The 23,670-nt window shown below is 53.0% G+C and carries 21 protein-coding genes; 1 reads left to right on the forward strand and 20 read right to left on the reverse strand.

All coding sequences use genetic code 11. The features are described 5' to 3' along the window. Nucleotides 1-15: 15 nt before the first annotated feature. The 18 genes from carB to glyA form a co-directional block, all read right to left on the reverse strand. Complete coding sequence (gene carB, locus CJA_RS12980; protein WP_012488280.1) at nucleotides 16-3,234, reverse strand: carbamoyl-phosphate synthase large subunit; 3,219 nt, start codon at nucleotides 3,232-3,234, stop codon at nucleotides 16-18. Nucleotides 3,235-3,245: 11 nt separating this feature from the next. Further along, nucleotides 3,246-4,406 carry a glutamine-hydrolyzing carbamoyl-phosphate synthase small subunit gene (carA, locus tag CJA_RS12985; protein ID WP_041551524.1) on the reverse strand — a complete coding sequence of 387 codons (1,161 nt, stop codon included), beginning with the start codon at nucleotides 4,404-4,406 and terminating at the stop codon, nucleotides 3,246-3,248. A 568-nt stretch (nucleotides 4,407-4,974) separates the two neighbouring features. After that, nucleotides 4,975-5,778 carry a 4-hydroxy-tetrahydrodipicolinate reductase gene (gene dapB / locus CJA_RS12990; RefSeq protein ID WP_041551525.1) on the reverse strand — a complete coding sequence of 268 codons (804 nt, stop codon included), beginning with the start codon at nucleotides 5,776-5,778 and terminating at the stop codon, nucleotides 4,975-4,977. 16 nt (nucleotides 5,779-5,794) lie between these two features. Further along, complete coding sequence (ribA, locus tag CJA_RS12995) at nucleotides 5,795-6,391, reverse strand: GTP cyclohydrolase II (RefSeq protein WP_041551526.1); 597 nt, start codon at nucleotides 6,389-6,391, stop codon at nucleotides 5,795-5,797. 61 nt (nucleotides 6,392-6,452) lie between these two features. Beyond that, nucleotides 6,453-7,085: a retropepsin-like aspartic protease family protein gene (locus CJA_RS13000; protein ID WP_012488284.1), complete on the reverse strand. Its 633-nt coding sequence runs from the start codon at nucleotides 7,083-7,085 to the stop codon at nucleotides 6,453-6,455. Between the two features lie 49 nt (nucleotides 7,086-7,134). Further along, a complete protein-coding gene (locus CJA_RS13005; RefSeq protein ID WP_012488285.1) occupies nucleotides 7,135-7,620 on the reverse strand; it encodes a phosphatidylglycerophosphatase A family protein in 486 nt (161 codons plus the stop codon). Nucleotides 7,621-7,622: 2 nt separating this feature from the next. Continuing rightward, entirely contained in the window at nucleotides 7,623-8,588 is a 966-nt protein-coding gene (gene thiL, locus CJA_RS13010) for a thiamine-phosphate kinase (protein ID WP_316246145.1), read from the reverse strand. A 41-nt stretch (nucleotides 8,589-8,629) separates the two neighbouring features. After that, the gene (nusB, locus tag CJA_RS13015; protein ID WP_049765461.1) at nucleotides 8,630-9,103 is read right to left on the reverse strand and encodes a transcription antitermination factor NusB; all 474 of its coding nucleotides are present in this window, start codon (nucleotides 9,101-9,103) and stop codon (nucleotides 8,630-8,632) included. A 126-nt stretch (nucleotides 9,104-9,229) separates the two neighbouring features. After that, nucleotides 9,230-9,700, reverse strand: coding sequence for a 6,7-dimethyl-8-ribityllumazine synthase (gene ribH, locus CJA_RS13020; protein ID WP_041551527.1), 471 nt, complete (start codon nucleotides 9,698-9,700; stop codon nucleotides 9,230-9,232). Nucleotides 9,701-9,743: 43 nt separating this feature from the next. Further along, nucleotides 9,744-10,862 (reverse strand): bifunctional 3,4-dihydroxy-2-butanone-4-phosphate synthase/GTP cyclohydrolase II, encoded by a 1,119-nt coding sequence (gene ribBA / locus CJA_RS13025; protein ID WP_012488289.1) that lies wholly within the window; start codon nucleotides 10,860-10,862, stop codon nucleotides 9,744-9,746. Nucleotides 10,863-10,898: 36 nt separating this feature from the next. Beyond that, nucleotides 10,899-11,558: a riboflavin synthase gene (locus CJA_RS13030; RefSeq protein ID WP_012488290.1), complete on the reverse strand. Its 660-nt coding sequence runs from the start codon at nucleotides 11,556-11,558 to the stop codon at nucleotides 10,899-10,901. Nucleotides 11,559-11,566: 8 nt separating this feature from the next. Next, complete coding sequence (locus CJA_RS13035) at nucleotides 11,567-12,139, reverse strand: RDD family protein (RefSeq protein ID WP_049765462.1); 573 nt, start codon at nucleotides 12,137-12,139, stop codon at nucleotides 11,567-11,569. Nucleotides 12,140-12,196: 57 nt separating this feature from the next. Further along, nucleotides 12,197-13,348 (reverse strand): bifunctional diaminohydroxyphosphoribosylaminopyrimidine deaminase/5-amino-6-(5-phosphoribosylamino)uracil reductase RibD, encoded by a 1,152-nt coding sequence (gene ribD, locus CJA_RS13040; protein ID WP_012488292.1) that lies wholly within the window; start codon nucleotides 13,346-13,348, stop codon nucleotides 12,197-12,199. Nucleotides 13,349-13,351: 3 nt separating this feature from the next. Beyond that, nucleotides 13,352-13,813 (reverse strand): transcriptional regulator NrdR, encoded by a 462-nt coding sequence (nrdR, locus tag CJA_RS13045; RefSeq protein ID WP_041552391.1) that lies wholly within the window; start codon nucleotides 13,811-13,813, stop codon nucleotides 13,352-13,354. A gap of 83 nt (nucleotides 13,814-13,896) precedes the next feature. Then, nucleotides 13,897-14,550 (reverse strand): transporter substrate-binding domain-containing protein, encoded by a 654-nt coding sequence (locus CJA_RS13050; protein WP_158304068.1) that lies wholly within the window; start codon nucleotides 14,548-14,550, stop codon nucleotides 13,897-13,899. A gap of 191 nt (nucleotides 14,551-14,741) precedes the next feature. Continuing rightward, nucleotides 14,742-15,425, reverse strand: coding sequence for a GGDEF domain-containing protein (locus CJA_RS13055; protein ID WP_049765463.1), 684 nt, complete (start codon nucleotides 15,423-15,425; stop codon nucleotides 14,742-14,744). A gap of 157 nt (nucleotides 15,426-15,582) precedes the next feature. Then, nucleotides 15,583-16,290, reverse strand: a complete 708-nt coding sequence (locus tag CJA_RS18715) for a hypothetical protein (protein WP_012488296.1) — start codon at nucleotides 16,288-16,290, stop codon at nucleotides 15,583-15,585. A gap of 258 nt (nucleotides 16,291-16,548) precedes the next feature. Continuing rightward, the gene (gene glyA, locus CJA_RS13065; RefSeq protein WP_012488297.1) at nucleotides 16,549-17,814 is read right to left on the reverse strand and encodes a serine hydroxymethyltransferase; all 1,266 of its coding nucleotides are present in this window, start codon (nucleotides 17,812-17,814) and stop codon (nucleotides 16,549-16,551) included. A 480-nt stretch (nucleotides 17,815-18,294) separates the two neighbouring features. On the opposite strand from glyA, the gene CJA_RS13070 reads away from it, so the two are divergent. Continuing rightward, entirely contained in the window at nucleotides 18,295-18,834 is a 540-nt protein-coding gene (locus CJA_RS13070) for a hypothetical protein (RefSeq protein ID WP_012488299.1), read from the forward strand. A 70-nt stretch (nucleotides 18,835-18,904) separates the two neighbouring features. On the opposite strand, the gene CJA_RS13075 is transcribed toward CJA_RS13070, so the two are convergent. Both CJA_RS13075 and CJA_RS13080 read right to left on the reverse strand, forming a co-directional pair. Next, nucleotides 18,905-21,871 carry a TIM-barrel domain-containing protein gene (locus CJA_RS13075; RefSeq protein WP_012488300.1) on the reverse strand — a complete coding sequence of 989 codons (2,967 nt, stop codon included), beginning with the start codon at nucleotides 21,869-21,871 and terminating at the stop codon, nucleotides 18,905-18,907. A gap of 40 nt (nucleotides 21,872-21,911) precedes the next feature. Next, on the reverse strand, nucleotides 21,912-23,639 hold the full coding sequence (locus tag CJA_RS13080; RefSeq protein WP_012488301.1) for a DUF5597 domain-containing protein: 1,728 nt from the start codon (nucleotides 23,637-23,639) through the stop codon (nucleotides 21,912-21,914). Between the last annotated feature and the right edge of the window lie 31 nt (nucleotides 23,640-23,670).

Here is a 23,670-nt window from a genome sequence, read left to right on the forward strand (position 1 = left end):
CGTCATTTCCTTAAACTATTTCATGCGTGTGTGCAGATCTTGCAGACGACGCACTTCAATATCTTTAACTTCTTTGAGTGACATACACACCGCAAAACCCGCAGCCAGGGTCGTGTTGTAGTAAACACGGTGGTTTTCGGCACTGCGGCGGATCGATGAAGAATCGCGTGTCGCCTGGCGCCCTTCTACCGTGTTGATGATCAAATCGATCTCATCATTCTTGATCATATCCACAATATGGGGACGGCCTTCCTGAACCTTGTTAACAACGTGCACTTTCAGGCCAGCAGCCTCAAGGACTGCTGCAGTTCCGCGGGTGGCCACCAGTTTAAAACCAAGCTCGGCCAAGTCCTTACCTACGCTGACGATACCGGCTTTATCCATATCGCGCACGCTGATAAAGGCAGTACCCGACGTTGGGATACGGTTGTTGGCACCCAATTGGGACTTGCCGTAGGCCTCGCCAAAGCTGTTGCCCACCCCCATCACCTCACCGGTGGATTTCATTTCCGGGCCGAGGATCGGATCTACCGCCGGGAACTTGTTAAAGGGGAATACCGCTTCTTTAACACTGTAGTAATCGGGGATGATTTCCTTGGTAAAGCCCTGGGCTTCCAGGGAAACACCGGCCTGGCAACGCGCCGCCACCTTGGCCAGGGATATGCCGATACACTTGGACACAAAGGGCACGGTACGCGAGGCGCGCGGGTTAACCTCGATCACATAGATCTTGCCATCCTGGTAGGCCAATTGGGTATTCATCAAACCGATCACACCCAACTCGATCGCCATCTTCTTGACGATCTCGCGCATGTCATCCTGCACATCGGCAGGCAGCGAGTAAGGTGGCAGGGAGCAGGCCGAATCACCGGAGTGAACACCACACTGCTCAATATGCTGCATGATGCCGCCAATCACCACCTGCTTGCCATCGGAGACCGAGTCGATATCCACTTCAATGGCATTATTGAGGAAGTGGTCGAGCAGCACCGGCGCATCTTCCGAGACCTGTACCGCGGTGCGCATATAGGTGCGCAGCTCATCTTCTTTGTAGACGATTTCCATGGCGCGGCCACCCAGCACATAGGATGGGCGCACGACCAGCGGGTAACCTACCTGGTCAGCCGCAACCAACGCCTCTTCCAGCGAGCGGACAATAGCGTTAGGCGGTTGCAGCAAACCGAGCTTTTCAATCATTTGCTGGAAGCGCTCGCGGTCTTCTGCCTTATCGATGGCATCCGGGCTGGTGCCGATAATGGGTACGCCTTCTGCCTCAAGTGCGCGGGCAAGTTTCAGCGGCGTCTGGCCACCAAACTGGACAATAACACCTGCCGGTTTTTCTTTATGGACGATTTCCAATACATCTTCCAGGGTCACCGGCTCGAAGAACAGGCGATCAGACGTATCGTAGTCGGTAGAAACCGTCTCGGGGTTACAGTTGACCATAATGGTTTCGTAGCCATCTTCGCGCATGGCGAGGGCAGCGTGTACGCAGCAGTAGTCAAACTCGATCCCCTGGCCAATACGGTTGGGACCACCGCCAATCACCAGGATTTTTTTCTTGTCGCTGGGGTTGGCTTCGCACTCTTCCTCGTAGGTGGAGTACATATAAGCCGTGGAAGTCGCGAACTCGGCCGCACAGGTATCCACGCGCTTGTAAACCGGGCGGATATCCAAACTCTGGCGCTGGGTGCGAACCGCTTTTTCCGTGGTCGCCAACAACAGGGCGAGGCGCTTGTCCGAGAAGCCTTTGCGCTTCAAGCGGTAGAGCTGGTCGGCATCCAATTGGTTGAGGGATTTGCCGCGCAGGGATTGCTCGATATCGATCAGCTCTTTTACCTGTACCAAAAACCAGGGATCGATTTTGGAAAGGTTGAACGCGTCGTTGACACTCATGCCCATACGGAAAGCATCGCCGACATACCAGATACGCTCAGCGCCAGCGGTGGTCAGTTCGCGGCGCACTTTGGCAGCGCCTTCCTCGGTGGTGTAATCCACCTTGGATTCAAAACCGGCAGAGCCCACTTCCAGGCCGCGCAGGGCTTTTTGCAATGACTCCTGGAAAGTGCGGCCAATCGCCATCACTTCACCCACCGATTTCATTTGCGTCGTCAAGCGCGCATCGGCATCGCCAAATTTCTCAAAGGTGAAACGCGGTACCTTGGTGACGACATAATCAATTGAAGGCTCGAAGGATGCCGGTGTGGCACCACCGGTGATTTCGTTTTGCAACTCATCCAGGGTGTAACCCACCGCGAGCTTGGCAGCCACTTTTGCAATCGGAAAACCGGTTGCCTTGGAAGCGAGGGCGGATGAACGCGATACACGCGGGTTCATCTCAATAACGACCATGCGACCATCAACCGGGTTTACCGCAAACTGGACGTTGGAGCCGCCGGTTTCCACACCGATTTCACGCAATACTGCCACCGAGGCATTACGCATGATCTGGTATTCCTTATCGGTCAGGGTCTGCGCTGGCGCTACGGTAATGGAGTCGCCGGTGTGGACACCCATGGGGTCAAAGTTTTCAATAGAACAGACGATAATACAGTTGTCATTTTTATCGCGCACCACTTCCATCTCGTACTCTTTCCAGCCGAGCAGTGATTCGTCGATCAGCAATTCATTGGTCGGTGACAGGTCGAGGCCACGCGCACAAATTTCTTCAAACTCTTCCCAGTTGTAGGCGATACCGCCGCCTGAACCGCCCATGGTAAAGGAAGGGCGAATGATGCAGGGAAAGCCAAACTCTTTGGGTACTTCCTTGGCTTCTTCCATACTGTGCACGATACGCGCACGCGCACATTCCAGACCGATACGCTTCATCGCCTGGTCGAACAAATTGCGGTCTTCTGCTTTGTTGATGGCCTCTTCTTTGGCGCCGATCAATTCCACATTGTATTTTTCCAACACGCCGTTTTTAGCCAGGGCCAGGGCGCAGTTCAATGCCGTTTGTCCACCCATGGTAGGCAGGATGACATCGGGGCGCTCTTTTTCGATGATCTTGGCAACGGTTTGCCATTCGATGGGTTCGATGTAGGTGGCATCGGCCATGGCCGGATCGGTCATGATAGTCGCCGGGTTGGAGTTCACCAGGATGACACGGTAACCCTCTTCACGCAGGGCCTTACAGGCTTGGGCGCCAGAGTAGTCAAACTCACAGGCCTGACCGATTACAATCGGGCCAGCGCCGAGAATCAAAATACTGTTTATGTCGGTACGTTTTGGCATGTCGGCTCCGGTCAGGACGCTTTGCGGGCTTGCATCAATTCAATAAAGTGGTCGAACAACGGCGCCGCATCATGCGGGCCCGGGCTGGCTTCGGGGTGCCCCTGGAAGCTGAACGCCGGCTTGTCGGTGCGATGGATACCTTGCAGCGAACCGTCAAACAGCGATTTGTGGGTCGCGCGCAGGTTGGCAGGCAAACTGCTTTCTTCCACCGCAAAACCGTGGTTCTGGGCGGTGATCATGACCTGTTTGCTATCCAGGTCCTGCACCGGGTGGTTGCCGCCGTGGTGGCCAAACTTCATTTTGATCGTCTTAGCGCCGGAGGCCAGTGCCAGGAGCTGGTGGCCGAGGCAAATGCCGAACACCGGAATATCGGTTTCGAGGAAGGCTTTGATCGCTTCAATGGCATAGGTACAGGGCTCAGGGTCGCCAGGGCCATTGGAGAGGAAGATACCATCGGGGTTCATCGCCAGCACCTCTGCGGCACTGGTTTTGGCAGGAACTACCGTCAGGTTGCAGTCGCGATCCGCCAGCATGCGCAGGATGTTGCGCTTAACCCCAAAGTCATAGGCAACGACGTTGAAGGCTTTTTTGCCATCCAATACACGATGGCCTTCTGTCAGCGACCAACTGCTTTCATTCCAGGGGTAGGACTCGCTCACCGTGACCTCTTTAGCGAGATCCAGGCCTTTCAGGCCACCAAAGGCGTTAGCCGCTGCCAGGGCTTTGGCTTCATCCACATCGTCTCCCGCCATCAGGCAACCGTTCTGGGCACCTTTATCGCGCAGGATACGGGTCAGGCGGCGGGTATCTATATCGGCGATGCCGATGACATGACGCGCCTTGAGGTAATCGGACAGGCTTTCCTGGTTGCGGAAATTGCTCGCCAGCAATGGCAGGTCGCGAATCACCAGGCCCGTGGCCCAGATGCGCTCGCACTCTTCATCTTCACGGTTAGTGCCGGTATTACCGATATGGGGATAGGTGAGGGTAACAATTTGCTGGGCATAGGATGGGTCGGTGAGGATTTCCTGGTAACCGGTGATCGCGGTATTGAATACCACCTCACCCACCGATAAACCCTCGGCACCAATGGCGGTACCACGAAACACACTACCGTCAGCAAGGACCAGAATGGCCTTCTTCGGGGCAGGAAGGGATTCCTGAGTAGTCAAAACAACCTCCTGAGCTGGTTGGTTTTTTGGCTTTGAGAACACCGGAAGGCGTAGCGCCCCCTGGATACCCTTAGAGCAAACGAAATAAATAGCGGTTCGATGCACGCCAATAGACAGAATTCACTTTCTTAGGGCTCAACCGGGCAATCGCACTGACACTGATAAGGTGGGCTGCGCGATAAGTCATTGAGTTCAAAGGCAAAATTGATCTGGCTATGGAACGTTTGGTTGTAAAAAAGCGAGATGAAAACCAATTCTCATCTCGCTCTTTATGTTCTTGTGCGAACCTGTTTGTAGTTTTTAGGCGCCCTTGACAGGGTCAGGACGCAATCTGGCTGCGAATTCTACGGGACTGATGCCCGGCTGTCCATGGGAATCTGGCCGGAATCCCGCCCAAGTACCGATTGCCTGGCAAACTTGCCCGGCATCAACTCCGCAGGCAGGGAATGTGCTGCCACATTCCAGCTTAAGCTATTTAACGCTAAAGAGAAGGTCGGCCACCAGGTTGAATAGCGGCAGATCAGGGGCGAAAGCGTAACGCACAGCCCCTGATCCGGTTGTACACCGCCTAACGCAAACCCAACACATCCTGCATATCGAACAAACCGGACGTCTGCTGTTGCAGCCAAATAGCCGCGCGCACGGCACCGTTGGAAAAGGCCAGGCGGCTGCTGGCTTTATGGGTAATTTCGACGCGCTCACCGTCGGCCATAAACATGACAGTGTGATCGCCCACCACATCGCCGCCGCGCACGGTGGCAAAGCCGATGGTGTCGGCGGGGCGCGGGCCGATTTGGCCTTCGCGACCGTAAACTGCCACCTTATCCAGATCGCGCTCCAGCGCCTTGGCCAGCACTTCCCCCATGCGCACGGCAGTGCCTGAGGGAGAGTCTACTTTATGGCGATGATGGGCTTCATAGACTTCAACATCATACCCCTCGCCCAGCACGCGGGCAGCCAGGTCCAGCAATTTAAAACACAGGTTTACACCGGTTGAAAAGTTGGCTGATAGCAGCAGTGGGATCTGTGTTTGATACGCCAGGAGTTCGGCTTTTTCTGCGACACTAAAACCGGTTGTGCCAATCACAACCGGCTTGTTATGCGCCGCGCAGACCCTGGCGTTATCGAGGGTTGCCAGGGGCGAACTAAAATCGATAAGCACATCAAACTGATCGACCACCTCTGCCAGGCTGCCCACAATCGCCACCCCCAGCTTGCCCACATTGCCCAACTCACCGGCATCTGCGCCGATCAAGGAGCTACCGGAGCGAACAATGGCGGCGCCCAGGGCGGTATCGGGATTTTTGTGGGTGGATTCGATCAGTGCCTTTCCCATACGGCCAGCGGCGCCGGCAATTGCAATGCGAGTCATGTGTCTGTCCTGCGAATTAGTCATCGGTGTTAAACAGGTGGCCGAGTTTGCCCTGCTTGGTTTCCAGGTATTTGGCATTGTGCGGGTTGCGCCCGGTCTGGTGGGGCAAGCGCTCCGCGACATGAATCCCCATATCCTGCAGGGCTTTGACCTTGCGTGGATTATTGGTCAGCAATTTCAGGGATTGGATCTTTAAATGTTCCAGCATGGGTTTGAGGATCGAGTAATCGCGCATGTCGGCACCAAACCCCAACTGCTCGTTTGCTTCTACCGTATCAGCACCCTGGTCCTGCAGGTGATAAGCGCGGATTTTATTCAGCAGGCCTATACCACGTCCCTCCTGGCGCAGGTAAAAAATTACACCGCGTCCGGCCAGTGCAATCTTGTGCATGGCAGCCTGCAACTGCGGGCCGCAATCGCAGCGCATGCTGAACAGGGCATCCCCCGTCAGGCACTCGGAGTGAACACGGGCTAACAGGGGCTCGTCCCCACTAATATCGCCCATGGTGAGTACCACATGTTCTTTATCGGTTTCGTCGTCGGCAAAACCGTGCATCACAAACATGCCCCAGGGGGTAGGCAGTTTGGAGGACTCGATAAAACGAATAGTCACAACAAAACCTCTCGCATACAAACACAGGCCAGGGGCTCGCTACCTGGCCCATAGCCTTCGATTACTGGCGCGCCTTGAGTACCAATACGCCCTCTTCAACCGCCATATTCAAACGGCTTAGATAACTGTTACCCAGCAAAATGATTTCCGGGGAGCGCGATGTACTGACAATGGCCTCGACCTGTGTTAACTCAATATTGCCAACCGCAACCCGCTCCAGGGAAACCAAAAACCCCTTGGCCTTGCCATTGGCCGTGCTGACTTGTACTTCCTGGCCGGCCAGGAAATCAATCCCCAAGCGCTCTGCTTCCAGATAATTCAACGCCACCGTCGTGGCCCCTGTATCCACCATAAACTCTACCGGATGGCCGTTGATTCGCCCCGATGTAATGTGGTGGCCGCCGCGAGCAGAGGCAATGCGCACTTCCGCACTGGAGGCTTTGTTAAAACGTGTCGAGATACGGCGGTTTAACACCAATGTCTGGCGCTCACCCTTCACTTCCACAATCGCCCGCTGGCTATCCGCCGACACCAGCGTGACGCCTTCCGGACTGGTATTGCCTGTACGCAACATGCGCTGCTTGCCGTTAATGTCGATCAGCGCACTCCCCTGTGCCAACATTTTCACCTCCAGCTCTTGTGCAAAGGCCAGTGATGTAAAAACCAACATAAATCCGATTATCCAACGCGACATACCCTGACTCCTTGTTGCTTTCATATTCTTTTGTGTACGAGACCAGGCTTTACGCAAACAATCCCAGGCAGGCAATTATTTGCAGCGATATGCCGGCCAAAATACCGGCGAGTAAATCATCAACCATAATACCGAAACCGCCCTTCACACGACGATCCAACCAGCGAATAGGCCAGGGTTTCACAATATCGAAAAAGCGAAAGAGCACAAACCCAAGCAGGATCCAGATCCAGCCCTTGGGCGCCATAAACATGGTGACCCAATAGCCCACAAATTCATCCCACACAATGCCGCCATGGTCGTGCACGCCCAACGCTCGGGAGGAGCGCCCGCACCAGTAGACACCGAGGATAAAGGTCACTAACAACCAACTGAGGTAAATCGGCCAGGACACATCCTGAATCAACCAATAGATGGGTATCGCTGCCAGTGTGCCCATGGTCCCCGGTGCCCAGGGCGATAAGCCGGTACCAAAACCAAAGGCAAAAAAATGATCAGGGTTGCGCACTAGCTGCTTCAAGCTGGGTGTTGTCATGATTAAAAATGCTCGTAACCCTGTTTAGCCAACGAAAAAGGTTGCCCTTCGTATTCACAAATGACGCGATTGCCTGCGACCATTTCGCCAATCACACTGGCCTGCAATTGACCCTGTGCAATCAACATAGCAATGTCCGGCATATTCTCCGGCGCTACGGTAAAACAGAGTTCGTAATCATCCCCGCCACTGAGCGCCCACTCATAGGCCTGGGTGCGATCAGGATAGGCCACCAGTGCGGATGATAATGGCAAGGCCTCGACATCAATCACAGCCCCCAGGTCACTGGCAGTGCAGATATGTTGCAGGTCCGCCACCAAACCGTCAGAAATATCCAGCGCTGCACTGGCGAATGGGCGAATCCGTGCAGATGCCTGCAAACGCGGCTCAGGTCGATAAAAACGCTCGTGTAAATAGGCGTGGTCGTCGCCGGAAAAGCTGACCCGTCCCTGCAGACTAGCCAATGCCGCAGCACCATCGCCAACACTGTGGGTCACCAGGATAAAATCGCCGAGGTTAGCACCATCGCGGCGCAGCGCCTGACCGGGCGTGACAGCGCCCATCACCTGGATACTAACGCTGAGAGGCCCGGCCGTTGTATCACCGCCAATTAATGCAATGCCATAGCGCTTGGCGCAGGCAAACAGTCCACGGCTGAATTCACGCAGCCACTGCTCCTCCGCCTGTGGCAAGGTCAGGGCCAGGGTAAACCACAGCGGCTCCGCGCCCATTGCCGCCAGATCGCTGAGATTGGTACGCAAGGCCCGCTCCGCAATCAAGGCGGGCTCTGCCCCTTCGGGAAAATGCACACCGCTGACCAGTGTATCGACCGAAACCGCAAGCTGCTTGCCTTCCGGTATTTGCAACAGCGCGCAGTCATCGCCAATCCCCAGCACTACACCCGCGGCAGGCTGCTCGGCTTGCTCGCGCTGGAAAAATTGCTGAATCAGTTGAAATTCGCCGGGCACAATACAACTCAACAAGGTGAGGAAGCGGAGCTTCCGGTTATTTAGCGTTTGCCGCGCTCGGCGTTTACTTCCAACGCACGTAACACTTCGGCAGTTTTATCCAACACGCCATTAATAAATTTATGGCTGTCTTCTGCACCGAATTTTTTCGCCAGGGAAACGGCCTCGTTAATGACCACCTTGTAGGGCACATCAATGCGGTTTTTTAATTCGTAAGTCGCCATACGCAGCAAAGCGCGGGTGATAGCATCCAGTTCTTCCAGGGAGCGATCGACCAGGAAGGGTTGGAACTGTTCCTCCAGCCCACTCAATTGCTCGGGCACCCCATGCAATAGCTCATGGAAATAATCGACATCCACCTTACTCATATCGTTATCGGTGCGGAATTCAGCTTCGATGGCGTTAAGGCTGGAGCCTGCCATATGCCATTGATAAAGCGCTTGCATGGCATAGTGGCGAGCCATACGGCGAGTAGCGGCGATGTGGCTTTTGTCGGAGCCGGGGGAACTGGTCATGACACTTACCTGACAATCTGGGCCTGAAATCATCCGGGCCTGAAAAAGAACCGGCGATGAGGAGGCTCATCGCCGCGGGTTACCAACATCAATCGTGCTGGAAATACAAAAAAGGACCGGTCGACCTTATATCTTGCCAAACAGGGAAACCATTTCCAGCGCGGTGCTGGCGGCCTCCACCCCCTTGTTACCGGCTTTGGTGCCAGAGCGCTCAATAGCCTGCTCGATAGAATCCACGGTCAACACACCAAACGTAACCGGCACGCCATATTGCAGGGAGACTTGTGCCAGGCCTTTGGTGCACTCACCGGCAACATAATCGAAATGCGGTGTGCCACCGCGAATTACCGCCCCCAGGGCAATAATTGCATCGAATTCTTTTTTCGCTGCGATTTTTTGCGCCGTCAGCGGAAACTCAAACGCACCCGGTGCGTAATAAATCGTAATGTTTTCCTCTTTGATGCCATGGCGGCGCAGTGTATCCAGCGCGCCATCCTTCAAACTTTCTACCACAAAGCTGTTCCAGCGGCTCACAATCAGCGCGTACTTGCCCGCGCTGGCCGAAAAATCACCTTCGATAACCTTGATATTGCTCATAGTCTTGTCTCGATCATTCATCAATATTCAATTCAGGGGAAACTCAATGTTCCACATCCGGGCAAATATATTCCACCACTTCCAGGTCAAACCCGGACAGGGCTGAGTAGCGCATAGGCGCAGACATCACGCGCATTTTGCGCACACCCAGGTCGCGCAGGATTTGCGAGCCGGTGCCCACCTGCTTATATAACACCTCAGAGCTGCGGCGCTGCTGCTTGCCAGAGATCAACCAATCGACACTGTCCTCCACCTCCTGGGTGGATTCATCGTGGCAAATCAACAACACAACCCCGTTGCCTTCTTCACTCACCTTGCGCAAGGCATCCTGGTATGTCCAGCTTTTGCCACCGGCAACCGACGTGCGCTTCAGGCCCAGCACATCATGGGCAATATCCATGACATGCACCCGCACCAGGGTGGGTGAGCCGTCTATCTCACCTTTGGTCATGACAAAATGCAGATCGCCGCGCGCCAGGTCGCGGTAGGTATGCAGGTCAAACTCGCCAAACAGGGTGTCTACCTTGCGCCGATTGATGCACTCTACGGTCTTTTCTTTGGTCGCGCGGTAGTGGATCAGGTCGGCAATGGTACCGATTTTCAGGCCGTGTTGCTCGGCAAATCGCTCCAGGTCCGGGCGGCGCGCCATGGTGCCGTCAGGGTTCATCACTTCTACAATCACTGCCGCCGGTTCAAAGCCCGCAAGACGTGCCAGGTCACAGCCCGCCTCGGTATGGCCGGCACGGCTCATGACGCCGCCCGGTTGGGCCATGAGAGGAAAGATATGGCCAGGTTGAACCAGGTCGCCGGGTTTGGCATTCGCCTTAACCGCTGCACGCACCGTCAGCGCGCGGTCGGCGGCGGAAATTCCCGTACTTACCCCTTCTGCTGCCTCAATAGAAACCGTGAAGTTAGTGGTGTGCTGGGATTTGTTATCGCTCACCATCAGCGGCAAATCCAACTGTTTACAGCGCTCGGGGGTGAGCGTGAGGCAGATGAGTCCGCGCGCGTGGGTAGCCATAAAATTGATGTCTTCCGGGCGCACCTGCTCGGCCACCATAATCAGGTCACCTTCATTTTCACGGTCCTCGTCATCCATCAGGATGACCATCTTGCCGTGACGCAGGTCCTCAATCAGTTCTTCTATGGTATGTAACTGCATAAACCTTCCCGTTGCCGATAACCCTGCCTGAAAGCATCAGGCAAAACCATTTTTTGTCAGAAACTCCAGCGTAATACCGCCCTGCCCGCTGGATTCGGCAGCCTTGTCACCCAGCATCAATCGCTCAAGGTAACGCGCCAATACATCTACCTCCAGATTGACGTTAGTGCCCGTTTGGTAAGTGTCCATAATGGTCCACTGGAGGGTATGGGGTACGATATTTAACTCAAACACGGCACCATCCACTTTATTGACGGTAAGACTGGTGCCATCGACGGTGATTGAACCCTTGTGGGCGATATATTTCGCCAATTCTTTGGGGGCACGTATATGGAAGCGTTCAGAGCGGGCATCCGGAAAACGCTTGACCACCTCGCCCACACCATCCACATGGCCACTCACAATATGCCCTCCCAAGCGGGTTTGCGGGGTAAGTGCCTTCTCCAGGTTCACCCTTTGCCCCAGTTTCCAGCCTGGCAAAGTAGTGTTATCCAGGGTTTCGCGCGATACATCAGCCCAGTAGCCATCACCCGGTAGATCCACAACCGTCAGGCAGACACCATTGGTGGCAATCGAATCCCCCAAATGCACATCTGCCAGGTTGAGGTGATGGGTTTTGATACGCAAACGCAGATCGCCATTTTGTGGCTGCAGTGCCACCACCTCACCGATTGCTTCAATAATACCGGTAAACATAGGCGCCTCTAGACGATCAGGGAATTGTTGTTAGCTGCAGCCGCCGGAACCCCCAGGTCGATTACCCGGGTCCTGGCAATGTGATCATGCAGGCAGCGGTTACCGTCGCGAAAAATAAACAGCCAGTCAACCAAGCGCAGCAGCGCTCCTATACCAGATATCAATCCAAGCGCCCATTGGCTTACATAGCGATTCAGGATCAGATTGAGCAAGGGAACACGGCGCCCCTCAAGATCCACGATGGCAATATTCATGGCGCGCTTGCCAATGGTCTGTCCATAGTGCTGCAACAGGAAACCGTTTAGCAGCAGGAAAATACCATACTGGAACGCCAGCATTTTAAGCACAAGCTCTGTGGTCATCGGCACAGGTGTCTGGCCGGGCTGATAGCTCTCCACCAGCTCACGCAACCCGAGATATTCCACTACCGGCGTCAGGCAGAGGATCATGATAAACCAGTCGATACACACGGCCGCCAGGCGCTTGCCGCGCGATGCCGTATTGTCAGATTGCCCGGGTGGCAGAGTAAAAAGCGGCTGTGGTTCACCGGGCACTTCCGGGGTATTCAGTGGATCAGTCAAGGGACACCTTTGAGTTACAAAATCGCGGGTTGCCAGCCGGATATAGGCTGGATAAACCTAGTATTCGACATCCGGCACGGCGGTAATACGCCAATCCTGGCCCAGGGCGCGCATGTCGGTAATCTTGAGCGCAAGGCTGGCGGACATGGTTTCCAGGGGCAACTCAAACAGTGGGCGCGCCTGGCTACCGAGTAATTTGGGGGCCATATAGACCACGACTTCATCCAGTAATCCGCGACGCAAAAAGGCACCTGCCAATGTTGCCCCCGCCTCTATCAACACCTCATTGCACTGACGCTGGGCCAGCTCGCGCACCAGGGCTTCAAGGTCGATACGCCCGTCCCGTCCCGGCAGGGCCAGCAACTCGACATGGGCAGGCCAGCCATCCAGTTGCGCTCCGTCAGCAGTGCCATTGTGCACCAGCAATATAGGACCGGGTACAAGCTCAGGGGAATTGGGGTCGGCGGTTTGCATAATCAAGGCATCGCGCGGCAATTGCAGGCGCGAATCCAGGATAACCCGCAGGGGTTGGCGGCGGGCAATGTCCTCTGCCCTGGGTAAACCCAGCTCGCGAGCGCGCAGGGTAAGTTGGGAATTATCCTGCAATACCGAACCTATGCCGGTCACTATGGCACAGGAGGCTGCGCGCAATCGCTGCACATCAGCCCTGGCTTTGGGGCTGGTGATCCACTTGCTCTCACCGCTGGCCATCGCCGTGCGACCATCCAGGCTCATTGCCATCTTGCAGCGCAACAGCGGACGCTTGCGCTCCATGCGCGTGATAAAACCGGGATTGAGCGCGCGCGCCTGCTCTTCGAAGAGTGGGCCATCAACCTCAATACCTGCCGCTGCCAACCTCTCCAGCCCCCTGCCAGATACCAGGGGATTGGGGTCTTCCATGGCATAGACAACACGCGCCACACCGGCATCGATGAGCGCCTGCGAACAGGGGCCGGTTTTACCGGTGTGGTTACAGGGTTCAAGCGTGACATACGCTGTAGCACCGCGCGCCTGCTCTGCAGCAATCCGCAAGGCATTAACTTCGGCATGCCCCTCTCCGGCACGCACATGCCAGCCCTCGGCAATAATCTGCTGGTTTTTCACCAGCACACACCCTACGCGAGGATTGGGCATGGTGGTGTAGAGGCCACGCTCCGCCAAGCGCAGGGCGCGCGCCATAAAACGATGATCGTCGCGAGTCAGCGCCATGGTTTAATTTTCCGGTTGCTGCTCAAGGCGATCGATTTCCTTGCGGAACTCGTTGAGGTCTTTAAAACGGCGGTATACAGAGGCAAAACGCACATAGGCGACTTCATCGAGCTTTTGGAGTTGCTCCATCACCTTTTCCCCCACCAGCAGGGATTTGACTTCGCGCTCACCGGTAGCCTGGAGGAAGTGCTTGATATGGTTGATCGCCGACTCTATGGCTTCGATGCTCACCGGGCGTTTTTCCAGCGCACGCAATAAACCGGCACGCAGCTTATTTTCATCGAAGGGTTCACGTGTACCGTTTTGCTTGATGATGCGCGGCATCACCAGCTCTGCCACTTCAAATGTCGTAAAACGCTCGTGACAGGAGAGACACTCGCGACGGCGACGAACCTGGTCGCCTTCAGCCACCAGGCGGGAGTCAATGACTTTGGTGTCTTCGGCGCTACAAAACGGACAATGCATGGTCATCAGCCCCGGCGATTGAAAAAGTGGGCGCATACTAGCATAAAGACATGCAGACCGCAGACCCTGCCGATAGCAGGCCCCTATCGATAGGGCGCGATCAACGCTTCAAGTTCTCCCTGGTCGCGCATCTCGGTTAAGCGGGATTGCAAACGGGTTTTGATGGGCTCAGGCAGGTTTTTATCGACAATGTAGAACAATTGGGATGGCGGTATGACACTGCTAAAGTCGATCAAATGGAACTGGGTTAAATTGAGTTGGTTCTGGCGCAACAACCAGTGGGTTCTCAGGTCCTCTGCCAGATAAAAATCCCCGCGGCGCTGCATCAGCATCGCCAGGGCACTGCTGTGATTGGGAGCATAAACCAGCTGGATTTCCTGCTGCTCAATCCAGTCGTAAAAAGTCCGCGCATAGGTATAGCCCAGGATCACAATTACCCGGACACGCTTGATATCCGCCACCAGTGGCTGGGGAGAGCCGTCCGCCATACGCGTTAGCGTATAGCGGAAATCAACAATAGGGACAGGGATATACTCACCCTGGGCCATAATTTGCGGGTCGGTCCAGGTGGGGGCGCCATAGCTGATCCAACGGGGAAAGCGCTGGGAGACAATCTCCATTTTCAAGCGCTTATAGGGACGAATCAGAATATCCAACGGCGTCTCAAGGGGTTTGAGTGCTGCCAGCAGAATGTCGGTGATAACACCGGAATGCAGGGGAACCGAATCCTCAACCATGGTCTCTGCGGAAATCAGCGCTGGCGCTGGCGATAACAGCGGGCGGTGATTCGATACAATTTGGAAAGGTTCTGACGCCCCATCAGATACAAAATAATGAAGTGGTAATACCGGGGAGGCATTGACCGGCACTCCCCCAAAACAGGCACCAAAGACCATTAACCCACAAGCTATTCGCCCCAGGTAACTCATCAAGCCGCCGCTACCCGATTCCGGCCATTGGCTTTCGCGGCGTAGAGAGCAGAATCAACACGTGCAAATAAACTCACCAATCCTTCCCCTTCAAGCTGTTCGGCAACACCGATGCTGGCGGTAATTCTAATCAGCTCCCCTTCCAGCCGGATGTTGTCCAGGGCTAAGGCATGGCGGAGCTTTTCTGCAACACGGACGCCAGCATCGCACGCAGTATTTTTTAGCAGAACCATAAACTCATCAGTTCCCCAGTAGGACAATACATCACCTTCACGCAGGTGCTTATCAAGGAGAGCCGCCGTTTCCAACACCAATCTATCGCATCCCATACGGCCATGGCGCTCACGTACCTCCGGATACTGATCGAGCGCCAGGAAAATAACACAAACCGGTGTGCGATTACGTAATGATTCGCAAATAGCCTGCTCAAACAACAAGCCAAACGCATGGCGATTCAGCAAGCCGGTCAGCGAGTCGCGCTCAGCTACATGATCCAGGCGTTGGTAAAACTGCCTAATCACCAGGAAGCTAACCGCGGATACCGCCAGGATTGCCAATACGCCAACGGCCAAATTGCGCAAGATCCACTCATGATCACCCCAGGCAGTGATGACAAATGCCGGGGACAAAATCAATGCCAACCACACCAGCAATGCATATTTACGACAAAAGACGGAGAGCATATGAGGTACCTCCACCTGAGGGATGCCACCCAAGTCTAGCAAACCTTCGCCCGCCCTACGACTTGCCAACCGCCCCCCATAAAACAGAGCCCCCTGATCTGGCATCAGGGGGCTCATTACATACAAGTTATAGTGAAACTTTGGTTAGAGCTGCAGGCTAATGATGGTGCCCACTATTGAGGGGAATTTCGAGGAAATCATGTTTACCCGGTTGGGATAACTCCGCACCGGCCGGATTTTTATAGACCCAACCACTACCCCCCACCGACTCCATGGTGTAACTGCCTTCCGGAGTTGTCACCGTGGCAAATACCGAATTAGCCCCGTAAGTCATCACCACAGGATAGTCAGTACCATGGCCATCCAGATAACCGCGCCAGCTATAGTCGCCATTAGGATTGTCATGGCTGGCAGACACACTCGCGGTCAGTTCACCGACTCCCGGCAACAACAAGCTTACGTGTTCACCGACCGCTGGATAATAGGGCTTATCCATATCTAGCTGAACCTGTTCGTAAATACGCACACTTTCCGGTACTGGTAACGAGGGATATGCCGCTTTTGAGTCTGCCCGACCCCAAGCCCGTGTAGCAACCGGTTGAAGCGCCGCTGCCGCATTATCTTGCTGAACATCGGTAGCCTGCAGCTTATTTTCCTGACCCACAGGAGGAGATACCACTAAACCACTGTCTGGCAATACCTGGGGTGAAATCACCTTGGTACCCAGGTGTACTTCCGGTTTGCGCGATTCATCAGGGATCACCCCATAAACTACAAACAGTAGCAAGGCAGTCAAAACCAATATCAGATGTGCACGTCGATCCGCCCACACACTACCGGAAACATGATTAGAAAAAAGGGACATAGAAAATAGCCTGATGACTCATTTACTGAACAAATACTAGACATTGTAGACAGCAAAAGCGAACGCTCGTTGCCCGATAAAAAACAAAATCTAACTTTTATTAAATTTTCTTTTTTCAGTTATTAATTATTGCCATAAGAAACACGTTTTCTCGCTCACATAACATACCCATCAGGCATCCCCCCCTTTGATAAAAATAGGGGCAATAAAAAAGCAGCCATAAAGACTGCTTTTTTATTTGCGTTCCGATAAGGCAGATTAATCCGCGTATACCGGGAACTCCTTGCAAAGGCTAGCCACCCTGGTTTTAACCTGCTCAATGACTGCATCGGCATTACCAGCTTCCAGGGCAGCGAAAATATCGCAAATCCAGTTAGTTAACTGGATACATTCCGCCTCTTTAAAACCACGGGTAGTAATTGCCGGAGTACCAACACGAATACCAGAGGTCACGAAGGGCGAACGCGGATCATTGGGTACAGCATTCTTGTTAACAGTGATGTGCGCTTTACCCAGGGCTTCATCTGCATCTTTACCGCTGTATGGCTTGCCAATCAGGTCAACCAGCATCAGGTGGTTCTCGGTGCCGCCAGAAACAATTTTGATACCGCGCTCAATAAAGGTCGCAGCCATTGCCTTGGCATTCTTTACCACTTGCTGTTGGTAATCTTTGTACTCGGGCGTCATGGCCTCCTTAAAGCTGATCGCCTTGGCGGCAATCACGTGCATCAACGGGCCGCCCTGGCCACCGGGGAACACGGCGGAGTTGAGCTTTTTCTCAATCTCTTCATTGGCTTTTGCCAGGATGATACCGCCGCGGGGGCCGCGCAGGGTTTTGTGGGTGGTAGAAGTAGTGACATCCGCAATTTGTACCGGATTGGGGTACAGGCCAGCCGCAACCAAACCCGCCACGTGGGCCATATCCACCATCAAGTAGGCACCTACTTTGTCAGCAATATCGCGGAAGCGCTGCCAATCCAATACTTGTGAGTAAGCAGAGAAACCCGCCACGATCATCTTTGGCTTGTGCTCAAGGGCCAGGCGTTCAACCTCGTCATAATCCACCAAACCGGTTTCCGGGTTCAGGCCGTACTGCACCGCGTTGTAGATCTTGCCGGAGAAGTTCACCTTGGCGCCGTGGGTCAGGTGACCGCCGTGGGCCAGGCTCATACCCAGTACGGTATCACCCGGGGCGCAGAGTGCTGCATAAACCGCTGTGTTGGCCTGGGAGCCTGAGTGAGGCTGCACGTTGGCATAATCGGCGCCGAACAGCTGCTTGGCACGCTCGATGGCCAGGGCTTCAGATTGGTCTACATACTCACAACCGCCATAGTAGCGCTTACCTGGATAGCCCTCGGCGTACTTGTTGGTCAGCTTGGTACCTTGGGCAGCCATCACCAGGGGGCTGGTGTAGTTTTCCGAGGCGATCAGCTCGATATGCTCTTCCTGGCGACGACCTTCATTTTGGATGGACGCCCAGATTTCCGGATCAAAAGCAGCAATCGTTTGGGTTTTATCAAACATAGGTAAGTCCTAGGTTGACCGGCAGGCCAGGGAACAGGCTGCGGTGTTAATGGGAAGGGGAAAATTGGCGCGCATTGTACACCAAGCGCCCAAAAAGCTTCCACGCAAAAAACTCATGGGCGATGGGAATCCGGCTCATACAAAAAGCCCCTTTTGGCACCTCCAATTGCCAAATGGCGCGCAACACAAAATTACCCATAAAAAAATATCCATAGATAAATACTTTTTGTTGACTTATTTATATTCATTTATACCATAAGATAAATAACACCAATAATTCAGGGAAGCGGTTCCTCCCCACAGGCTATTACCTGCCCACCGCTCTCCTTAATTAAACCACCAGGTAACGAATACCGACGCAGTATTCAGGGCGCACTTTCAGGAATTACCCGCAAGATCACCCAACAGTCAGTATCTTGCTGATGCATGGCATCAGGGCACAGGGAGTCGGGACTGGATTAAACACTCAAGGAGAACAAGATGTATAAGAAAACATTCATCGGTCTTAGCAGTTTGATAGTGTGCGCCTCACTACAGGTGTCCGCTGCCAATGGTCCCCTTTTTATCAACTCGTCAGGACAGGGAAGCTGTACCAGCCCTACCTGGGTTACGCTGTACAGCGGCAACCAACCGGCCCCCGTTACCGTTTTTGTTGAAGTAAAAGGGTTGAGATGTGCCCAAACCGGCAGCGCCAATGTGGTTGTCAGGCAAACCACCAACGGCGTGTGCAATAGCGGCGGGCTTGGCTTAAATAGCAATGACTACAACTTTGAAGGCAGCATCTGTGGCACCTGGGCGGTATACCCCAAAGTACCGGATACGGTTGTTCAATGCCCCTACCCGAATGCACTGGTTTATTCAGGTTTGAACTCCAGCAATATCGGCAGTTATATTCCCAGTGCACTCAATTACTGTGGCCATAACCTAAATCCCAATTGTGCAATTTCGGTGGTAGCTACCAATACAGGCTATACCACCAACCCACCCCTCAGCATTTATTGCAGTTCAAATACACAATAAATTTTCGCGGGTGATCAATAAAAAAATCCCCACCATGTGGGGATTTTTTTAGGTCAGCACTGCACCTGTATTAACGCGGGCGTTTAATGCTCACACTTTTACCGGTATAGGTAACAGCTTCCGCAGCAGCCTTGTCAAAGTTAGTTGCATCAGCGGTTGGCCCCGCAATGAAACGCACACGAATATTGCGTTCATCTGCCATACCCGTGAAGCTGCCAACGCGATCACCAATGATCAGGGTGCCTGTTACATCATCATAGCTCAGCGGGATACGTGACCACTCGCCCTGCTGATATTTGAGGCTACGGCCATCGTCCTCGTAAATATCAAAGCTGCCATTAGCGCCGGTATATACCGTAATCAGCAATGGAGAGTTCAACCCCTCATCCACATGCTGGATCAATGGCCCTGTTGGCACTATAGCACCTGCCTTCACAAATAAAGGAACGCGGGCCAGAGGGGCATCTGCAGTGATGGTTTGACCACCTGCCAATTTTTCACCGGTATAGAAGTTATACCAGTCACTGCCGGCGGGCAGGTAAACATCGCGCGAACGCGCCTTGTACTCATACACTGGATTCACCAGGAAGGCTGGACCAAACATATATTGGGTATTGATATCCCAGGCCTTACGATCGTTGGGGAAGTCCATCACCAGGCCACGCATAATAGTGCCATCTTTGTGATAGGTATCACCGCCCAGGGTATAAATATAAGGCATCAGGTAATAGCGCAGCTTGGTGTACCACACCATGGCGTTGTATACCTCGGTTCCCTCATCCGCAATATTGAAGATCTCACGGTAGGGATTTTGTCCATGCGAGCGATACAAAGGAACAAAAGCACCGAACTGATACCAACGGGTGTTCAATTCCTGCCACTCATCCACTTGCTCCGCATCCAGTGCAGTCCACGACCCCACAAAGCCTTTTTTCCCGTGACGGAAACGGTCTTCCGGCGTAAACCCGCCAATATCAAATGTCCAGTTAGTAACACCGGCCAGGTTAGTGCCAATACCTGCGGCAATCTGGTCTTTCATATCTGACCAACGGGACACTATGTCTCCACTCCAGATAGCAGAACCCGTGCGCTGGATACCACCGAAACCGGAGCGAGTCAGAATAAAGGAGCGCTTGTCTCCATCGGTCGCCAGCTCGCCCTGGTAAACACCTTCGGCATGCGGCACAGCGTAAGCATTAAAAATCTCTGCGCCATTACCGCGGGCATTAGGTGTCATTAACCACTTACGCTTTTCAAAAGTCAGGTTGGAGTGAATATCCGGCTCTACGGCATCCAGCCACCAGGCATCAAAACCATGGACGTTGATCTTGTCGCGAATCTGTTTCCAGAAAATAGCTGTGGCTTCCGGTGAGAAAGGATCATAGAAAGCGTTCAAATAACCCTTGCCAATCCAGTCGAGGTTTTTCTCGTCCAGGTTGCGATTGAACATAAAACCTTTGGCATTGAGCTCTTTATAGTTATCCGTTGTAGGATAGAACTTGGGCCACACGGAAATCATAATTTGCGCATTCATGGCATGGACTTTGTCCACTAATGCTTTGGGATCAGGGAAAAACTGCTTATCGAAATCATGGCTACCCCAGGCATCCTCCGGCCAGTAAGACCAGTCAAGCACGATGTTATCGATAGGAATCTTGCGGTCGCGGTACTCTTTCAGATTCTGGATAATTTCATCCGATGACTTGTAACGTTCGCGGCTTTGCCAAAAACCATAGGCCCATTTAGGCAACATGACGGACTTACCGGTCAACTGGCGATAGCCAGAGATAATATCGTCCTTGGTGTCACCAGCGACAAAGTAATAGTCAATGGCCTTACCCGTTTCCGATGCCAACGACAATTCATGTTGTTCATTGGCAGGCAGGGGATCCAGGTGACGCAGATGGAAGAAACCGCCATCAGGCTTCCAACTCACCTTGAGTTTATGTTTATCGCCCGCATTTAACTCGCGATAAAAATTGTGGTACCAGGGGTTCCAGTTCATACGCCAGCGATCCAGTACCACCTCACCATCCAGTGACAACTGGGCATAACCGGAGTTATACATTTTGAATTGATGCTTGCCAGTAGCCTGGGCTTCAATCGAACCTTCCAATTCAATACGCAAGGTATTGTTTTTGTAGGCACCCGCCACTTCCTCAGGGAAAGGGTTTTCCAGCTCATTGCCTTGCTTATAGAACTGGTGATTGAAATCAGCCTCAACACGTGTGAGTTTTAACTCATCACCGACAAAGTAACGAACTGTTAAACCACCTTCTTTGCCCTCTGCGTCATACAATTTAAGCGACTGGTTCAGTGGCTGCGCTTCGCGTGGATCACCAAAGCGAGTAATTGAGTTGTTATCCCACAACAAACCGTAATTGCGACTGGAAACGAGGAAAGGAATCGAGATCACCAGGTTATAGGTGGTGAGTTCTACATTTTCACCCGCATAATTCACCTGGCCATTCTGGTGCTGCCCCAACCCGAAGAAGCCTTCATCACTACCGCGATTAAACTCCTGGCGCAACGCATAAGAATCGGCATCAACCGGATCCGGATCATGAATGACTGGCGAGAAAGTACCACGGTTTTCCTCTTGTAGCAGCACATTACCCTTGGCATCACGGAAGCTCACCGTACCATCAAGCAGGGATACCTCTGCGCTGACTTGTGAGGTTTTTAAAACCAGTTTTTCCCCTGCCTGGTCCACGCTAAAAGGAACGTTGGTTGCAGGTTTGGCGACTACCTGGATAGATTCAGGAACAATACCAAAATCGGTACCCGGCAATGCAGTTACCCGAATAATCCGCTCACCCATGACTTGCAGACGCAGCTTTTTCACTGTGCCCTCTGGCAGGGTTAACACTACACCTTCTGCCGTGCGCTCTACCTGGGCTAATGCCTTAACCTGCTCAGTTGCCGACTTGGCCGAACTGGAGGATTCATTACCCGTTTGTTTGGAGCAGGCCTGTAGCAGCGCGACAGATGCCACACCGATAATACAGTGCCTGAGCCACTGATGTGCCGATAACATGATCATTTTCCTCATTCGCTATTAATTGTGAAAACCTGAACTACTGAACGCTATAGCTGGCCATTTTGACACGCAGCAGGTGTGGACGATCGGTAAAATTCAACCCCCAGTCAGTCTGGTCACCATTCCAAACACGCTCCATGACCCACTTACCTTTTTCAAACCGCCCTTCTTCTACTCGTTCAATCATAAATTTCTTACCCGCTAATTCTTGCGAAGGTTTAAATTCAACCCTTGCCTTATAAGCCGTCACCAAGTATTCGTTATCATCCAGCTGGGCTATTAATGCTCCACCTGCTGCCGGCGTATTACCCTCTGGCGGGGTAACCCAGAACATGGGGCGACCATAGGTCACTTCTGCATCCCAGAGCCCCAAATCCAATTGCTGGGTCAAGGCACTCGCCCGATCTTTCTTATGCTGTTCCTTTTCTTCCGGCGTCGCTTCCGCATTCCATATTTTTTGAGTTTCTGTGGTGCTATCCAATGGCTCAGCTACACCCCAGACCTGGCCTTGGTAACTCAACCTGGCCCACTCGCGCATCATTGGGTTAACCAGGCGATACACTTGGGCAAACTGTTCAATCGTTTCATCGTTATAGACTTTGGCGCCGAGTGGATAATTGGTGTAGTCAGTATCGTCCATACCGAAAGGTGAAAAGCCGATCCCCCCCTTACCCAAGGTGGGGAATAGATAACGTGCAAAAGGTTGATCATTACCAATTTCGGCAACAAACAACGCATTATCCGGACGGGTATAAAGTTCTAATACCTTACTAACAGTTTTATAATCGCGGAAATAAATATCAGGGGCAATTAAATCAATATTAGGTGCCGCTGCCTTCCAGATATGCAAGACATTATCGGTGCCACCACCACTGGAATATTGGCCGGGTAATCCCGGGTTAAATGGATTACGCAGGGCCACATTGACATACATCGGCAGGTTTTTAATAGCTTTACCCGCCACGGTAACCTCATCGCAATAGCGCGCAATCTGGTACGCATGGAAAAACTCATCGGCATCCCTTCCGAACACCTGAGACCAGGTACCAGGCTTTAATTGCAGTTTTTGTATCAGGTCATCAGGAACCGCTGCATTAAAGACTGCCTGTGCCATCGGTGAATAATCGCGCACGGCGCCATAGGTACCTACTTCATTTTGCACCTGCACCATAATGACGGTATGGTCTTTATCGCGCTTGGCCAGATATTTCATCAACTCAACAAAAGCCTTTTTATCTGCCGCCAAAGTATTTTGGCCCAATGGAGACAACGAATTCAGGGTATCGCCATCCTCTTTTACAACGCGGGGAAAGCGCGCATTATCCAGTTTCACCCAAGCCGGGGCATAATGGGGAGCATTATTTTTCCAGGTGGCAAACCACAGCAACACCAACCTTACCTTGCGTTGACGCGCCTCTTTTAGCAACACATCAACAAAGGAGAAATCAAACTGTCCCTCTACTGGCTCAATTTGTTCCCAGGCAACCGGAATACTTAACGTATTCGCCCCCATTTTTTCCATGGAAGGCCATACGTCTTTCAAGGCATCGGGATAATTACTGGAGTTGTTGGTTTGCGATCCCAAAATAATGTAAGGAGCGCCATCTACCATCAAGGCATGTTTGCCATTATTGGATAACAACTCAGGAAGTGGTGCGGCAACACAGGTGGCAGATAATAAGCCACAGCCCAATGCAACACTCAATCGACGCCATAAATTCACGATGACGGTGGGGAAACACTTATCGTTGTTGGTTTTCCACATGAGACTCTATACCCCTGTTTTCTATAACTTA

The organism is Cellvibrio japonicus Ueda107, assembly GCF_000019225.1.
GTDB lineage: Bacteria > Pseudomonadota > Gammaproteobacteria > Pseudomonadales > Cellvibrionaceae > Cellvibrio > Cellvibrio japonicus.

What these genes read in the sequence shown, in the direction of transcription:
- carB (WP_012488280.1), bottom strand. Translation starts at nt 3,234, where the DNA reads ATGCCAAAACGTACCGACATAAACAGTATTTTGATTCTCGGCGCTGGC.
- dapB (WP_041551525.1), bottom strand. Translation starts at nt 5,778, where the DNA reads ATGACTCGCATTGCAATTGCCGGCGCCGCTGGCCGTATGGGAAAGGCA.
- CJA_RS13000 (WP_012488284.1), bottom strand. Translation starts at nt 7,085, where the DNA reads ATGTCGCGTTGGATAATCGGATTTATGTTGGTTTTTACATCACTGGCC.
- CJA_RS13005 (WP_012488285.1), bottom strand. Translation starts at nt 7,620, where the DNA reads ATGACAACACCCAGCTTGAAGCAGCTAGTGCGCAACCCTGATCATTTT.
- nusB (WP_049765461.1), bottom strand. Translation starts at nt 9,103, where the DNA reads ATGACCAGTTCCCCCGGCTCCGACAAAAGCCACATCGCCGCTACTCGC.
- ribH (WP_041551527.1), bottom strand. Translation starts at nt 9,700, where the DNA reads ATGAGCAATATCAAGGTTATCGAAGGTGATTTTTCGGCCAGCGCGGGC.
- ribBA (WP_012488289.1), bottom strand. Translation starts at nt 10,862, where the DNA reads ATGCAGTTACATACCATAGAAGAACTGATTGAGGACCTGCGTCACGGC.
- CJA_RS13030 (WP_012488290.1), bottom strand. Translation starts at nt 11,558, where the DNA reads ATGTTTACCGGTATTATTGAAGCAATCGGTGAGGTGGTGGCACTGCAG.
- ribD (WP_012488292.1), bottom strand. Translation starts at nt 13,348, where the DNA reads ATGGCGCTGACTCGCGACGATCATCGTTTTATGGCGCGCGCCCTGCGC.
- nrdR (WP_041552391.1), bottom strand. Translation starts at nt 13,813, where the DNA reads ATGCATTGTCCGTTTTGTAGCGCCGAAGACACCAAAGTCATTGACTCC.
- CJA_RS13050 (WP_158304068.1), bottom strand. Translation starts at nt 14,550, where the DNA reads ATGGTTGAGGATTCGGTTCCCCTGCATTCCGGTGTTATCACCGACATT.
- CJA_RS13055 (WP_049765463.1), bottom strand. Translation starts at nt 15,425, where the DNA reads ATGCTCTCCGTCTTTTGTCGTAAATATGCATTGCTGGTGTGGTTGGCA.
- CJA_RS18715 (WP_012488296.1), bottom strand. Translation starts at nt 16,290, where the DNA reads ATGTCCCTTTTTTCTAATCATGTTTCCGGTAGTGTGTGGGCGGATCGA.
- glyA (WP_012488297.1), bottom strand. Translation starts at nt 17,814, where the DNA reads ATGTTTGATAAAACCCAAACGATTGCTGCTTTTGATCCGGAAATCTGG.
- CJA_RS13070 (WP_012488299.1), top strand. Translation starts at nt 18,295, where the DNA reads ATGTATAAGAAAACATTCATCGGTCTTAGCAGTTTGATAGTGTGCGCC.
- CJA_RS13075 (WP_012488300.1), bottom strand. Translation starts at nt 21,871, where the DNA reads ATGTTATCGGCACATCAGTGGCTCAGGCACTGTATTATCGGTGTGGCA.
- CJA_RS13080 (WP_012488301.1), bottom strand. Translation starts at nt 23,639, where the DNA reads ATGTGGAAAACCAACAACGATAAGTGTTTCCCCACCGTCATCGTGAAT.